The organism is Bacteroides helcogenes P 36-108 (assembly GCF_000186225.1).
Classification (GTDB): domain Bacteria; phylum Bacteroidota; class Bacteroidia; order Bacteroidales; family Bacteroidaceae; genus Bacteroides; species Bacteroides helcogenes.
In genome coordinates, this window is the sequence record NC_014933.1 from 980,580 (window position 1) to 995,516 (window position 14,937).

General features: G+C 50.2%; 10 protein-coding genes. 7 read left to right on the forward strand and 3 right to left on the reverse strand.

Annotated features, from left to right (window positions below; all coding sequences use genetic code 11):
• Positions 1-106: 106 nt before the first annotated feature.
• The 3 genes from lpdA to dacB are packed head-to-tail and all read left to right on the forward strand — an operon-like array spanning position 107 to position 3,370.
• Positions 107-1,465: a dihydrolipoyl dehydrogenase gene (gene lpdA, locus BACHE_RS03720; protein WP_013546371.1), complete on the forward strand. Its 1,359-nt coding sequence runs from the start codon at positions 107-109 to the stop codon at positions 1,463-1,465.
• A 27-nt stretch (positions 1,466-1,492) separates the two neighbouring features.
• Positions 1,493-1,933, forward strand: a complete 441-nt coding sequence (locus BACHE_RS03725; RefSeq protein ID WP_013546372.1) for a putative signal transducing protein — start codon at positions 1,493-1,495, stop codon at positions 1,931-1,933.
• A gap of 6 nt (positions 1,934-1,939) precedes the next feature.
• Positions 1,940-3,370, forward strand: a complete 1,431-nt coding sequence (gene dacB / locus BACHE_RS03730) for a D-alanyl-D-alanine carboxypeptidase/D-alanyl-D-alanine endopeptidase (RefSeq protein ID WP_013546373.1) — start codon at positions 1,940-1,942, stop codon at positions 3,368-3,370.
• Between the two features lie 13 nt (positions 3,371-3,383).
• Here the strand turns inward: dacB and BACHE_RS03735 are convergent, their stop codons facing one another.
• Entirely contained in the window at positions 3,384-4,292 is a 909-nt protein-coding gene (locus BACHE_RS03735; RefSeq protein ID WP_013546374.1) for a helix-turn-helix domain-containing protein, read from the reverse strand.
• A 323-nt stretch (positions 4,293-4,615) separates the two neighbouring features.
• Between BACHE_RS03735 and BACHE_RS03740 the strand changes: the two genes are divergently transcribed.
• The 3 genes from BACHE_RS03740 (at position 4,616) to BACHE_RS03750 (ending at position 10,478) form a co-directional block, all read left to right on the forward strand.
• Complete coding sequence (locus BACHE_RS03740) at positions 4,616-5,719, forward strand: efflux RND transporter periplasmic adaptor subunit (RefSeq protein ID WP_013546375.1); 1,104 nt, start codon at positions 4,616-4,618, stop codon at positions 5,717-5,719.
• 33 nt (positions 5,720-5,752) lie between these two features.
• Positions 5,753-8,932 carry an efflux RND transporter permease subunit gene (locus tag BACHE_RS03745; RefSeq protein WP_013546376.1) on the forward strand — a complete coding sequence of 1,060 codons (3,180 nt, stop codon included), beginning with the start codon at positions 5,753-5,755 and terminating at the stop codon, positions 8,930-8,932.
• A 172-nt stretch (positions 8,933-9,104) separates the two neighbouring features.
• Entirely contained in the window at positions 9,105-10,478 is a 1,374-nt protein-coding gene (locus tag BACHE_RS03750) for an efflux transporter outer membrane subunit (RefSeq protein WP_013546377.1), read from the forward strand.
• A gap of 317 nt (positions 10,479-10,795) precedes the next feature.
• Here the strand turns inward: BACHE_RS03750 and BACHE_RS03755 are convergent, their stop codons facing one another.
• The gene (locus tag BACHE_RS03755) at positions 10,796-12,292 is read right to left on the reverse strand and encodes a butyryl-CoA:acetate CoA transferase (protein ID WP_013546378.1); all 1,497 of its coding nucleotides are present in this window, start codon (positions 12,290-12,292) and stop codon (positions 10,796-10,798) included.
• Between the two features lie 93 nt (positions 12,293-12,385).
• Positions 12,386-12,799 (reverse strand): hypothetical protein, encoded by a 414-nt coding sequence (locus tag BACHE_RS03760; protein ID WP_013546379.1) that lies wholly within the window; start codon positions 12,797-12,799, stop codon positions 12,386-12,388.
• A gap of 419 nt (positions 12,800-13,218) precedes the next feature.
• On the opposite strand from BACHE_RS03760, the gene miaB reads away from it, so the two are divergent.
• Positions 13,219-14,598 (forward strand): tRNA (N6-isopentenyl adenosine(37)-C2)-methylthiotransferase MiaB, encoded by a 1,380-nt coding sequence (gene miaB / locus BACHE_RS03765; protein WP_013546380.1) that lies wholly within the window; start codon positions 13,219-13,221, stop codon positions 14,596-14,598.
• Positions 14,599-14,937: the final 339 nt, after the last annotated feature.

Below are 14,937 nucleotides of genomic sequence, written 5' to 3' on the forward strand. Positions count from 1 at the left end.
ATGGTATGCACTTTATAGCCTTTTTTGCAAAAAGAAAGGAGTAGAGAGAGCTTTTTTGAGATAGAAGTATTATCTTTCGGACTTGAATCTATAATGTGGAAAAACCATGAAATACCAAGTTGCCATTATCGGTGGAGGTCCTGCGGGATATACTGCTGCCGAAGTTGCCGGCAAAGCCGGTCTGAGTGTTGTACTTTTCGAGAAACAAAGTCTTGGTGGAGTATGTCTGAACGAAGGCTGTATTCCTACTAAGACTTTATTGTATTCGGCTAAGACTTACGACGGAGCACGTCATGCCTCCAAATATGCGGTGAACGTACCCGAAGTTTCGTTCGATCTGCCTAAGATCATTGCCCGTAAACAGAAGGTTGTGCGCAAACTGGTGCTCGGTGTAAAAGGCAAACTGACTGCTCATGGCGTAAATATCGTAACCGGTGCGGCAACTATAATCGACAAGAATCACGTGCAATGCGGTGAAGAAACCTACGAATGCGAGAACCTGCTACTTTGTACGGGTTCGGAAACCTTCGTTCCTCCTATTTCCGGAGTAGATACAGTGCCTTATTGGACGCATCGCGACGCGTTGGATAATAAAGAACTTCCCGCTTCGCTTGCCATCATCGGTGGTGGCGTTATCGGCATGGAGTTTGCTTCTTTCTTCAATAGCCTCGGTGTGCAGGTAACGGTAATCGAGATGCTCGATGAAATACTTGGTGGTATGGACAAGGAACTCTCCGCCATGCTTCGTGCTGAGTACGCAAAGAGAGGAATTAAATTTATGCTGAGTACCAAAGTTGTTTCATTGGCCGGGACTTCTTCGGAAGACGGCAATCTGCTGGTGCAGGTGAATTACGAAAACGCTGACGGTTCCGGTTCTGTGGTAGCCGACAAACTTCTGATGAGTGTAGGACGTCGTCCTGTGTCGAAAGGCTTTGGCCTCGAAAACCTCAACTTGGCTAAGACGGAGCGAGGAAACATCATCGTCAGCGAGCAAATGCAGACTTCCGAGGAGGGAGTATATGCTTGTGGCGACCTTACCGGATTCTCTCTATTGGCACATACCGCCGTTCGTGAAGCCGAAGTAGCGGTGCATACCATCCTCGGAAAGAACGATGCTATGAGTTATCGTGCCATCCCCGGTGTTGTATATACCAATCCCGAAATAGCCGGTGTGGGTGAGACGGAAGAGTCTCTTCAAAAGAAAAACATAGCCTATCGTGCCGTTCAGCTTCCGATGGCCTATTCCGGTCGCTTTGTAGCCGAAAACGAAGGTGTAAACGGTGTCTGCAAAGTATTGTTGGCCGAAGATGATACAGTATTGGGTGCTCATGTCCTGGGTAATCCTGCTTCTGAAATCATCACCTTAGCAGGTATGGCCATTGAACTGAAACTGACGGCGGGAGAGTGGAAGAAGATCGTATTTCCGCATCCTACGGTGGGGGAGATATTCAAAGAGGTGTTATAACAGGATTACAATACTTGATAACCAAGAATGAAAACAGTTAGGTTGATTACTTGTCCTGACGCTGCTCAGGCACATATCATTCAAGGAGCATTAGAGAATGAAGGCATCGCCTCCTTGCTTCATAATGAAAATATGTCCACTGTCATGCGTGGATATTCCAGCGATATTACAGGAGTAGACGTACTGGTATACGAAGATGATTACGGCAGAGCACTCGATCTGCTGGAACGCAACCAGATGATTCCCGAACAATTGAAATACTGCCCTTGCTGTGGAGCTTCGGATATCAAATTCGTATTAAGAAAACAACATCGGATACGGGCTATCATGGCTGCCATACTTTCTATGTTGACTGCTACACCTCCGGGCACTGAGCATTGGGAATATGTTTGCAAGAAGTGTGGCGCTCATTTTGAGAAGCCGGTGGCAAAGCTGAAGGAGAATATGGATGAAGAATCATTTGAATAAGAAATAATGAAAAGGTTTTTAACATATTTGTTTTGGTCTATTTGTCTTTTGCCTTTATCCGCACAAGACATTGCGATGCAACCGGACTCTCTTTCTTCGCGTATCGATACGCTGATAAAGTATAAACTTCCCCAAGGCTCCAACGTTGCTATCTCTGTTTTCGACTTGACGGATGGAAAACCTTTGTATGGTTACCAATCAGACAAGCTGTCTCGTCCTGCTTCTACTATGAAGCTACTGACCACTATTACTGCATTATCTCAGCCACAAGCTGATGAGCCATTTCGTACGGAGGTGTGGTATAAAGGAGTGATTAAAGGCGATACTCTGAAAGGAGATATATACGTTATCGGTGGTTATGACCCTGAATTCAACGATGAAGCGCTGGATTCATTGGTGAATGCAGTGAGCCGTTTCCCTTTCTCGGTAATACAAGGCAAAGTGTATGGAGATGTTTCCATGAAGGACTCCCTTTATTGGGGAAGTGGTTGGCTATGGGATGATACCCCTGCTTCTTATCAACCCTATCTTTCTCCGTTGATGCTGAATAAAGGCGTTTTAACGGTCACCGCTTCCCCTGGTGAACGTGGAGAAACGGCAAATTTGAAATGTACTCCCGCCTCTACCTATTATACACTGACGAATAATACCCAAACACGTACCCCTTCCGCCGGACGCTTCAAAGTATCACGGGACTGGTTGACGAATGGTAATAATATCATTGTCACGGGCAATGTAGACGGACGTCGTGCAGGCACAGTCAATATTTTCTCGTCGGAGAATTTCTTTATGCGTACCTTTATGGATCGCTTGCAAGCACGGGGCATCCGCTGTACTTCTGATTATGCATTCGGTGAGTTTCAGAAGGATAGCGTTTCTGTACAGATGGTCTGTTACGAAACTTCCATGCAAGATGTTGTGAACGAGATTATGAAGGAAAGTGATAACTTGAATGCGGAAGCAACCCTCTGTCGCCTTGGTGCTCAAAGTACCGGAAAAAAGCACATCACTGCCGAAGACGGTCTTTCTGCCGTTCGTATGCTGATAAAGAAGTTAGGTTATAACCCTGACCGCTTTAACTTGGCCGATGGTTGCGGTCTTTCCAATTATAACTATATTTCTCCCGATTTGCTTGTCGCTTTCCTCAGGCATGCTTATTCCCGTACCGATGTCTTTCGGAAACTGTATAAAGCACTGCCCGTTGGTGGCATAGATGGTACACTGAAGAATCGGATGCAGCGTGGTACGCGTTCTTATAAGAATGTTCATGCTAAAACTGGTTCATTCACTGCCATTAACTGTCTTGCAGGCTATCTTCGTGCTGATAACGGGCATGAGATAGCTTTTGCCATCATGAACCAGAATGCTCTTTCGGGCAGGGAGGCACGAGCGTTTCAGGATGCGGTTTGCGAGGCGGTAATCTCATCCTTGTATTGAGCCTGTTCCCTCATTATTTCTCCGGTTCCCTTCTGTATTGTGCGGGCGACATTCCCAAATGTGCCTTCACATACTTGCCGAAGAAAGACTGGTTGGAGAAGTTGAATTCGTCCGCAATCTCCTTGACGGACTTGTCCGAGTGTTTGAGCCGTTGCTTTATCTGCCCGATGGCATACTCGTTTATCCAATCCATGGCCGTGCGTCCGCTTGTTTCTTTGACTACGGCGGACACGTACTTGGGTGAGTAGCACAGCAGGTTGGCATAATAACTCACTGTGCGGTGGCGGCCGTTGTCTTTCGACAGTTCCAGCATGAACTGCCGGCACAGGATGTTGCCGCGTCCTATGCCGGTGGAAGTTTGTTCTCCTTCCTTGTTGGCTTCCTCGTAGATTTTCGATATGATTTCACAAAGGAGGGCGGAGAAGAGGTACTTCAACGCATCTTTCTTGAAGTAGGAATCCTTTTCCTGAATTTTGCCCATAATCAGTTGCTCATAATACTGTGCAAGGGGTGGCTTCTCGTTGCATTTGTTGCGGTGGACAGGGTTCTTGCTGAGATAGAGGAACATATTGTCCATTCCCTTTTCATGCTTCAGCACATTGCCAAGGAAGTTGCTGGAAAAACCTATCATGCAGATGTGCGTGCCGGGGCTGAACATTACTTGGTTTATCGCCATGTTGGGCAGGCATACAAGGGCTTCGTGCGGTTGAATCTGGTATTGCTTTCCGTTGATGGCAAGCTGTATGCACCCGTCGATGCACGCTACTATAAGGAGGAACGTTATTCTTCTTGTGTCTTGATTGCAGAGGATGGGCAGATCGCGCTTCTCGGTGAAGAAGACATTCTCGTCCATATATTCTATCTCGTTTTGGTAGGCTTTGAAGTCTTCAAAGTCGATGTTTATGGTTGGTCTATTTTCCATATTCCTTTTTCCTTTTTTTGTTTGACGGCGCAAAGTTCAGTAATAATCGGATATATCAAATGTTCTATTCGTAATATATTGTGTTCTGTGTTGCCTATTTGTGGATTTTTGGCTTCTTAAAAAAGACAAAAGAGGGAAAATGGAACATAAGTGCGGGCGTATGTATAACGGGCGGGTTATTCTATTCCTCTAACTTTGCCGACGTTTTTAGCAGTAGTATGGAAGTTTTGCTTCAATGGGAAGAGAGGAGAGGCAAGAAGCCTAAGATGAGAAATAAGGAACAAGGAATAAAGAACATATATTTTTTTAAATCAATAGAGAATATGATTAAGGTAAATGGAAAAGGGATACGGCTGATGATGCTCATTGGCAGTACCATGTGGTTGGCATCGTGCAAGCAGGCGCCGGATGCCCAGATGAAGCCTTCGTATGCTACCATGACGGTGGCTGCGTCGGACAAAGAGATTACTTCTTCCTACTCCGCCACCATACGCGGACGGCAGGACATCGACATCTATCCGCAGGTGTCGGGCACTATACAGCGTCTCTGCGTGGCAGAGGGGCAGAAGGTGAAGCAGGGACAGTTGTTGTTCATTATCGACCAAGTGCCCTATAAGGCGGCCCTGAAGACGGCGCTTGCCAATGTGGAGGCGGCACGTGCTTCGCTCTCGTCGGCACAGTTGGCATTCAACAGCAACAAGGAACTATATGCCCAGAAGGTGGTGTCGCAATACACCTTGCAGACGGCGGAGAACTCTTACCTCGCCGCCAAAGCACAGCTCTCCCAAGCTGAGGCACAGGAGGTGAATGCGCGCAACAACCTCTCTTATACCGAAGTGAAGAGTCCTGCCGACGGTGTGGTAGGTGCTTTGCCTTATCGGGTGGGTGCATTGGTGAGCGCTAACATACAGCAACCCCTCACCACCGTGAGCGACAACCGTGATATGTACGTTTACTTCTCCATGACGGAGAATCAACTCTTAGCCCTCACCCGCGAGCATGGTTCTATGGACGAGGCGCTGAAGGCCATGCCTGCCGTGCAGCTCCAACTGAATGACGGCAGCATGTACGAGCAGCCGGGCAAGATAGAGTCCATCAGTGGCGTGATAGACCGTCAGACGGGTACGGTGTCGGCACGTGCCGTGTTCCCCAACGAGTCCAGACTGCTGCATAGCGGCGCGTCGGGCAGCGTGGTGATGCCGAGTACCTATAAGCAGTGCGTTGTCATTCCGCAAGGCGCCACGGTGCAGCTTCAGGACAAGACGGTGGTATATAAGGTAGTGGACGGCAAGGCCGCTTCTACGCTCATCACCGTGGCTCCCGTGAGCGACGGCCGCGAATACGTGGTGTTGGACGGCTTGAAACCGGGCGACGAGATTGTATCCGAAGGCGCCGGACTGGTGCGTGAAGGAACTCCGGTGAAATGACGTCTTTTTAAATGAAACATTAGCAGAAACAATATGAAAGGAAATATATTCATTAAGCGGCCGGTGATGGCTATCTCCATCTCGCTGCTGATATTGATTGTCGGGCTCATCTCGCTGCTCACACTCCCGGTGGAGCAGTACCCCGACATTGCGCCGCCCACGGTGCAGGTCAGTGCTTCCTATACCGGTGCTGATGCCGAGGCGGTGATGAACAGTGTCATCATGCCCTTGGAAGAGAGCATCAACGGCGTGGAGAACATGATGTACATCACCTCCACCGCCACCAATGCCGGAACGGCTACCATAAACGTTTACTTCAAGCAGGGAACCGACCCCGACATGGCGGCCGTGAACGTGCAGAACCGTGTGTCCAAAGCGCAAGGCCTGCTGCCTGCCGAAGTGACCAGAATCGGTGTCACTACGCAGAAGCGCCAGACCAGCTTCTTGCAGGTAAACACATTAGTGAGCACCGATGGTACATACGACGAGCGTTTCCTGGCCAACTACCTTGACATCAACATCGTGCCCGCCGTGAAGCGTATAGATGGTGTGGGCGACGTGATGGCGATGGGCGACACGTACAGTATGCGTATCTGGCTGAAGCCTGAGCGCATGGCACAATACGGACTGATACCCTCGGACGTGACTTCCGTGTTGGGCGAGCAGAACATAGAGTCGCCTACCGGTTCGCTGGGCGCCGACTCGAAGAACGTCTTCCAGTTCACCATGAAGTATCGCGGACGGTTGAAGAGCACGGAGGAGTTTCAGAACACCGTAATCCGTGCGCAGGCCGACGGTTCTGTGCTTCGCCTCAAGGATGTGGCGGACGTGGAGTTGGGCTCTTTGTCTTATAGCTTTCATGGCGAGACAGACGGCCATCCGGGTGTCACCTTCCTGGCCTTCCAGGTGGCGGGAGCCAATGCCACGGCGGTGAACAGTGACATCACGGCCTTGCTGAACGACTTGAGCAAGGACTTGCCCAAAGGCACGAAGTTCATCACCCTGATGAGTTCCAACGACTTCCTTTTCGCTTCTATCCACAATGTGGTGGAAACGCTGATTATAGCCATCATCCTCGTCATCCTCGTGGTGTACTTCTTCCTGCAGGACTTGAAGAGTACGATTATCCCCTCCATCTCCATCGTGGTTTCACTGATAGGAACCTTTGCGTGCATGATGGCGGCAGGCTTCAGCATCAACATCCTTACCCTGTTTGCCTTGGTGCTTGCCATCGGTACGGTGGTGGACGATGCCATTGTGGTGGTGGAGGCTGTGCAGGCCAAGTTCGATGCGGGCTACACCTCGTCCTATCAGGCTACCAAGGATGCGATGGGCGATGTGACGATGGCCATCGTCTCTTGTACCTGTGTGTTCATGGCGGTGTTTATCCCCGTGACGTTCATGGGCGGCACGTCGGGCATCTTCTACACCCAGTTTGGTGTGACAATGGCCACGGCGGTAGGTATCTCCATGATTTCGGCCTTGACACTCTGCCCCGCCTTGTGCGCCATCATGATGCGCCCCTCCGACGGAACCAAGAGCGCCAAGAGCATCAACGGACGGGTGCGGGCTGCCTACAATGCTTCGTACAACGCCCTGTTGGGCAAATATAAGAAAGGTGTGATGTTCGCCATCCACCACCGCTGGATGACGTGGACTTCACTGGGCATTGCCACCGTGCTGTTGGTATGGCTCATGGCCACCACCAAGACGGGACTTGTGCCGCAGGAAGACCAGGGCTTCATCATGGCCAACGTGAGCACCGCACCGGGCAGTACGCTTGAGGAGACCGCCAAAGTGATGGCCAAGGCCGAGGCTTTGGTGAAGAACACGCCGGAGGTGGACCACTACTCCAAGGTGAGTGGTTACGGTATGCTGTCCGGACAAGGCACTTCTTACGGTATCCTGATGATACGACTCAAGGACTGGAGCGAGCGTAAGGGCAAGGAACACTCTGCCAACGCGGTGATGGGACGGCTCAACGCCCAGTTCCAGGGCATCAAGGAGGCACAGATATTCTGCTTCCAGATGGGTATGATTCCCGGCTACGGCATGGGTAACGCCATCGAGCTGAACATGCAGGACAAGACGGGCGGTGAGATGTCCGTCTTCTACCAGAACACCATGCAGTTCCTCGGCGCGCTGAACCAACGCCCTGAGGTGGCTATGGCCTATACGTCCTACGCCATGAACTTCCCGCAGCTTTCGGTGGATGTGGATGCCGCCAAGTGCAAGCGTGCGGGCATTTCGCCTGCCACGGTGCTCGATGTATTGGGCAGCTATTGCGGCGGTGGCTACATCTCCAACTACAATAAGTATGGCAAGGTATATCGGGTGATGATGCAGGCTTCCCCGGAATTCCGCCTCGACCAACATGCGCTCGACAATATGTTTGTGCGCAACGGTTCGGAGATGGCTCCCGTCAGCCAGTTCGTCACCTTGAAGAAGGTGCTCGGCCCGGAGACGGCCAACCGCTTCAACCTCTACAGCTCCATCACCGTGAACGTGAACCCCGCCCCCGGATATTCCAGCGGTGAGGTGCAGAAGGCCATCGAAGAAGTCTCCGCACAGGCATTGCCTTCGGGCTACGGCTACGAATACGGCGGCATGGCGCGTGAGGAAGCAAGCAGCGGCGGTATGCAGACGGTGCTCATCTATGGCATCTGCATCGTGCTCATCTTCCTCATCTTGGCTTGCCTTTACGAGAGCTTCCTCATCCCGTTTGCCGTCATCTTCTCCGTACCGTTCGGACTGATGGGGTCGTTCCTCTTCGCCAAGCTCTTCGGGCTGGAGAATAACATCTACCTGCAAACGGGTGTCATCATGCTTATCGGCTTGCTGGCAAAGACGGCCATCCTGATTACGGAGTTTGCCGTGGAGCGCCGCCGCAAGGGTATGGGCATCATAGAGAGTGCCTACGCCGCTGCACAAGCCCGTCTGCGCCCCATCCTGATGACGGTGCTGACGATGATATTCGGTATGCTCCCCTTGATGTTCTCCAGCGGTGCGGGAGCCAACGGCAACTCGTCACTGGGCACAGGCGTAGTGGGCGGTATGGCGGTAGGTACTCTGGCATTGCTGTTCGTAGTGCCGGTGTTCTACATCGCCTTCGAGTTCCTGCAAGAGAAGATACGCAAGCCCATGCACGAAGAAGCCGATGCGCAAGTGCTGCTCGAAAAGGAAAAGAGTGAGGCAGAACGGGCGAAAGATTGAGTGCCAAGGCTTGGAACTGATGGTTTCTCAGCGAGAAACTGATGGTTTCAAGCTTTGGAACAAAAAGTGCCAAGCTTTGGAACAAAAAACTTTCCCCTAATGAAACAAATAATTTCCTCTGCACAAGCAGACAGCTTGTGCAGAGGAAACGGAATAAAAACAGATTGGAACAATGAAGAAACATATCATCATATTGTCCGCCGCCGGTTTGCTGCTCAGTAGCTGCGGCGTGTACACCAAATACAAACCCGCTACCGAGGTGTCCGACGGCCTCTACGGAGAGGATACGACGGAGGTGCAAGCCGCCGATACCCTCAGCTTAGGCGGCATCCCCTGGCAGGAACTCTTTACAGACCCCTGCCTGCAACGGCTCATCGAGCAAGGTTTGCAGACCAATACCGACTACCTCTCCGCACAGCTTCGTGTGGAAGAGGCACAAGCCACCTTGCTCTCTGCCCGGCTGGCCTTCCTGCCTTCGTTTGCCCTTGCGCCGCAAGGCACTGTGAGCAGCTTTGACGGCGGCAAGGCTTCGCAAACCTATTCCCTGCCCGTCACCGCTTCATGGCAGCTCGACCTCTTCGGAGGCTTGCGCAACGCCCGGAAACAGTCTAAGGCACTCCTTGCCCAAAGCGAGGACTATCGCCAAGCCGTGCGCACACAGCTCATTGCCGGCATTGCCAATACCTATTATACCTTATTGATGCTGGACGAACAGCTTGCCCTGACCGAACAGACCGCACAGGCCTGGGAGGAGACGGTGCGTGCCGCCCGCGCCTTGATGCAGGCGGGACAATACAACGAGGCGGGCGTGTCGCAGATGGAAGGTACGCTCTATTCCGTGCAGGCTTCCGTCCTCACGCTGAAGGAGCAAATCAACCAGACGGAGAACTCGCTTGCCTTGCTGCTGGCCGATACTCCCCGCCACTACGAGCGCGGTGCGCTGGCCGACAGCCGTCTGTCTTCCGAGTATTCCGTAGGAGTGCCCGTATCGTTGCTTTCCGCCCGCCCCGATGTGCGCAGTGCGGAACGGACGTTGGAAGCCGCTTTCTATGGAACCAATGCAGCCCGTTCGGCCTTTTATCCCTCCATTACTTTGAGTGGCAGTGCGGGGTGGACCAATGCCGCCGGAAGCATGATTGTCAATCCCGGCAAGTTCCTTGCTTCGGCAGTAGGTTCGCTGACGCAGCCCCTCTTTGCCCGCGGGCAGGTGGTGGCGCAGTACCGTATAGCCAAAGCCCGGCAGGAAGAGGCCTCACTTGCCTTTCAGCAAGCCGTGCTCAATGCCGGCAGCGAGGTGAACGACGCTATCACCGCTTGCCAGACCAGCCGCGCAAAGAGTGCCTTGTTGGAGAAACAGGTGTCTTCCTTGCAGTCGGCCTTGCGCAGCACCTCCCTGTTGATGGAGCATGGCACTACCACCTATCTGGAAGTGCTCACCGCCCGGCAGAGCTTGCTCAGTGCGCAGCTCTCACAGGCGTCCAACCGCTTCACGGAGCTGCAAAGCCTGATTAATCTCTATCAGGCACTTGGAGGAGGTCAAGACTAAACCTCATCATACTCTCTCTGTGTCTTCATCATCATTCAGATGAAGAAAAAGGGCTGCTTGGGAAGTGATTCCAGAGCAGCCCTGCTTTGTAAATAATCATCATTAAGAGTTATCATTGCGGATAATCATTCTTTTTTATACCTTTTTCCTACTGATCAGTGAATAAGTAAATGTGCATAATTAGTTTATACTTTGAGAGTATCTGTCATTCAGGTGGCGTACTTACGACACGATGCATCTATATATCCCATACGTCGGATATATAGATGCATCGCAAGTATCTTCCGGACCTCTGTTTCCCGGTCACGAAAAGGTTTCTATTTGTACAGTGCCCAGTCCACGTTCTTCATGTCCCCGCTTTTGGCGAGTTCGGCATGCATACCCAATGCGGCGCGGACAGCCTGTGGAGTCTGTGCCTTGCCGTCGGTCAGTTTCAGGTAATCCCAAAGGATATTCTTGTAGTCGGGATGGGCGCAGTTTTCGATGATGGCCTGCGCGCGTTCTTTCGGGCTCTTTCCACGGAGATCGGCAACACCCTGTTCGGTAATGATGATGTTGACGTCGTGTTCCGTATGGTCGTGATGAGACACCATCGGAACAATGGCGCTGATCTTGCCCTCTTTGGCAACGGACGGACAAGTGAAGATGGAGATATAAGCGTTGCGTGTGAAGTCACCGCTTCCGCCGATACCGTTCATCATCTTCGTACCGCCGATGTGGGTGGAGTTCACGTTTCCGTAGAGGTCGGCTTCGATGGCTGTGTTGATGGAGATTACACCGAGACGGCGTACCACTTCCGGGCTGTTGGATATTTCCGACGGGCGCAATACCAACTTATCGCGGAAGAAGTCCATGTCGTTGTAGATGCCTTCCAGACAGTCGTTCGTCACGGTCAGTGAGCAGGCGCTGCCGAATTTCACACGGCCTTCACGGATCAGTCCGATGACGGAGTTCTGGATAACCTCTGTGTACATTTCAAACGGAGGGATGGTCTTGTCACGTCCTAATGCGCCCAATACAGCGTTGGCAATGTTGCCCACACCCGATTGCAGCGGGAGGAAGGTGGGAGGAATGATGCCGCGCTTCATGTCGGCAGCTAAGAAGTCGGCCACGTTCTGTCCTATTTTATCGGTCAGAGGGTCTGCATCAGCAAAAGAACGTGCTTCATCCGGCCAGTTGGTTTCTACGACACCTGCAATCTTCTTCGGGTCAACTTGAATGTAGGGCTTCCCGATGCGGTCACTCGGCTTGTAGATGGGTATCTCGCGGCGGTAGGGAGGGTCCAGAGGCTCGTAAACGTCGTGCAATCCCATGGCATTCTTGCTGTGGGCAGCGTTCAGTTCTACGATGATTTGGTCGGCGAGGCGACATACGGTAGGAGCGATGCCGCCGGCTGCTGTCAGATAGATTTTACCGTCTTCGGTCACTTCGCATGCCTCGATAATGGCAACGTTTACTTTTCCCATGAAGCCGTAACGCACTTCCTGGGCCATCTGCGAAAGGTGAATGTCGTTGTAGGCAATCTCACCATTGTTCACCGCCTTGCGGAAGTCGGCGTTGGTGGTGTATGGAGCGCGGTATCGGATGGCTTTGACACGTGAAAGTATGCCGTCGCAGGCATCACCCGTAGAAGCACCTGTGAAGATGCCCACTTGGAAAGGGTTTCCTTTGGCGTGCTCAGCTTCTGCTATTTCTGCCAATGCATGTGTAACGGCTTTGGCTGTTCCTGCGGGAGTAAATCCACTTAGACCGATGTTGTAGCCATGTTTAATCAGGCTTGCAGCTTCTGCTGCCGAAATGTAATTGAATGCCATAATGTATAGTTATTTTTTGCGTGTAAAGATCCGCTAAGATTAAACATCTAATTTTCAGATATCAACTTTTGTGATTCCCGACTTTTAATTTGGTTAATATTTCCTTTGAAGTATTTCTGACCAAATGATGGCTCGCTTTGCTTCTTCTGCCGAATGAATGCCGTATTCGGAGGTTTCATCGGATTCGGGCGTGTCGGATGCCGTGAGACAATCTTTTTCTTGGATGGGAATATATGAGGAACCGGAGGTCTTTCTTGATTTGGATTTTACGGAAGGGGTGAATGCTTTTTCGGTGGTTTGTTCCGTCATTTGAGGGCCTTCGGGTATATAGCCTCCGTAGGTGCTTCCCTGCTCAGAGGAAGGAGTGAATACGTCGTCTTCCATATCTGTATCAGGTAGCATAAAAGGCTTGCTTTCGGCATTTTTCTTAGCTTCTTTTTTAAACTGCCTGATAAGTCCGATAACTATTACAGCCGCAACTAATAGAAATTTAAAAGCGTCTTCCATATCTTTTTTGTTTTTCGCCCAAAGATAATGCAAACCGAAAACAGAACAAAATGAACGTGCTTATTTTTTGTACCGATTAGGCGCTGATTATCTTCTGCTTTGGGGCAAAGGTAAATAATTAATCCGATTGTCGCCAAGAATTAGACATTAAAAAAGGGCAGCTTCACAGCTCCCCTTAATTTTTTAACCTAAACCTTAACTATGAAAAAATCTAATGTTTCTTTCATTTCACAAATGTGGAAATTTATTTCAACAATGCCAACTCAATACTTGAAAAATGTTTGTTTTATTAACATTAATTAGTGCATAATTCTCGGACTAACAGCTTGAGATGCTATTTTTCTTTCATTTCATTACTTAATTGGCAGGGAAGGCGTATCTTTGCGGACAATTTACCCTATATAATAAAGAAATAAAATATGGAGAAAGTAACGGAAGCAGACTTTAAATCTGCGACTGCTGATGACAACAAGAAGTTGTTCATCGAAACCTACGGCTGCCAGATGAATGTGGCAGATAGTGAAGTAATTGCTTCAGTCATGCAGATGGCAGGCTATTCTGTGGCTGAAACGCTGGAAGAGGCGGATGCGGTATTTATGAATACCTGCTCCATCCGTGATAACGCAGAGCAGAAGATTTTGAATCGTCTTGAGTTTTTTCACTCGCTTAAGAAGAAAAAACGCCATCTTATCGTCGGTGTGTTGGGCTGTATGGCCGAACGTGTAAAGGATGATTTAATTACGAATCATCACGTTGATCTTGTGGTAGGCCCGGATGCTTATCTGACGTTGCCCGAACTGATAGCATCGGTAGAAGCAGGTGAAAAGGCGATGAATGTGGAACTTTCGACTACGGAGACTTATCGTGACGTCATTCCCTCGCGTATCTGTGGAAACCATATTTCCGGCTTTGTGTCCATCATGCGTGGTTGCAATAATTTTTGCACTTATTGTATCGTTCCCTATACTCGTGGTAGAGAGCGTAGCCGTGATGTGGAGAGTATTCTGAATGAAGTAGCCGACTTGGTTGCCAAGGGATATAAGGAAGTCACTCTTTTGGGACAGAATGTCAACTCCTACCGCTTTGAAAAACCGGATGGCGGAGTGGTCACATTCCCGATACTGCTGCGTATGGTAGCTGAAGCTGCGCAAGGTGTCCGTATTCGATTTACTACTTCACATCCCAAGGACATGAGTGATGAAACTTTGCAGGTCATAGCTGATATGCCTAATGTATGTAAGCATATCCATTTGCCGGTGCAGAGTGGAAGCAGCCGTATTCTGAAGCTGATGAACCGTCGATATACCCGTGAATGGTATTTGGAGCGCGTTGCTGCTATCCGCCGGATTATTCCCGATTGCGGACTTTCCACAGACATCTTTTCCGGATTCCACTCGGAGACGGAAGAAGATCATCAGCTTTCTCTGTCACTGATGGAAGAATGCGGGTATGATGCCGCTTTTATGTTCAAATATTCCGAGCGTCCGGGCACATACGCATCCAAGCATTTGCCGGATGATGTTCCCGAAGAAGTGAAGATTCGCCGTTTGAATGAAATCATTGCCCTTCAGAACCGTCTGTCTGCAGAGGCTAACGCCCGTTGCGTGGGACGCATGTATGAAGTGTTGGTAGAGGGTGTCAGTAAGCGTAGCCGTAACCAACTGTTCGGTCGCACGGAGCAGAATCGCGTAGTGGTCTTTGATCGTGGTACGCACCGTATAGGTGATTTTGTCACTGTCAGAGTTACGGAATCCAGTTCGGCGACACTGAAAGGAGAAGAAGTGTCTGATTTGAGATAGGCAATCGCGGACACGTGGAAAAAATACAGATGTAAATGTGTCAAAACTCCTCTTTTATCAAAATCACCCTCGCTACAAATTGAACTGCACCCCAAAAGTTGGACACAAAACTTTAGGAGTGCAGTTCAATTTGTAGCGAGGGTGATTTTGATAAAAGAGGAGTTTTGACACATTCATCCCCTTTATTTGTTTTGGCATTCTCATTCGTAAAGCCTGCGAGATGACAGTGCTACTCTTGTAATCAGACTGTTTCATGTAATCTTTCTCATCAAACCATACATTGATTTGGGCTGAGGTATCGTGCCAACTGAACATATCGAAATACTTCAGTAAATTATA

Bases quoted from the DNA above. Each gene is read 5' to 3' on its own strand.
- BACHE_RS03740 (WP_013546375.1), top strand. From the start codon at position 4,616: ATGATTAAGGTAAATGGAAAAGGGATACGGCTGATGATGCTCATTGGC.
- BACHE_RS03735 (WP_013546374.1), bottom strand. From the start codon at position 4,292: ATGGAAAATAGACCAACCATAAACATCGACTTTGAAGACTTCAAAGCC.
- BACHE_RS03755 (WP_013546378.1), bottom strand. From the start codon at position 12,292: ATGGCATTCAATTACATTTCGGCAGCAGAAGCTGCAAGCCTGATTAAA.
- BACHE_RS03760 (WP_013546379.1), bottom strand. From the start codon at position 12,799: ATGGAAGACGCTTTTAAATTTCTATTAGTTGCGGCTGTAATAGTTATC.
- BACHE_RS03750 (WP_013546377.1), top strand. From the start codon at position 9,105: ATGAAGAAACATATCATCATATTGTCCGCCGCCGGTTTGCTGCTCAGT.
- dacB (WP_013546373.1), top strand. From the start codon at position 1,940: ATGAAAAGGTTTTTAACATATTTGTTTTGGTCTATTTGTCTTTTGCCT.
- BACHE_RS03745 (WP_013546376.1), top strand. From the start codon at position 5,753: ATGAAAGGAAATATATTCATTAAGCGGCCGGTGATGGCTATCTCCATC.
- BACHE_RS03725 (WP_013546372.1), top strand. From the start codon at position 1,493: ATGAAAACAGTTAGGTTGATTACTTGTCCTGACGCTGCTCAGGCACAT.
- miaB (WP_013546380.1), top strand. From the start codon at position 13,219: ATGGAGAAAGTAACGGAAGCAGACTTTAAATCTGCGACTGCTGATGAC.
- lpdA (WP_013546371.1), top strand. From the start codon at position 107: ATGAAATACCAAGTTGCCATTATCGGTGGAGGTCCTGCGGGATATACT.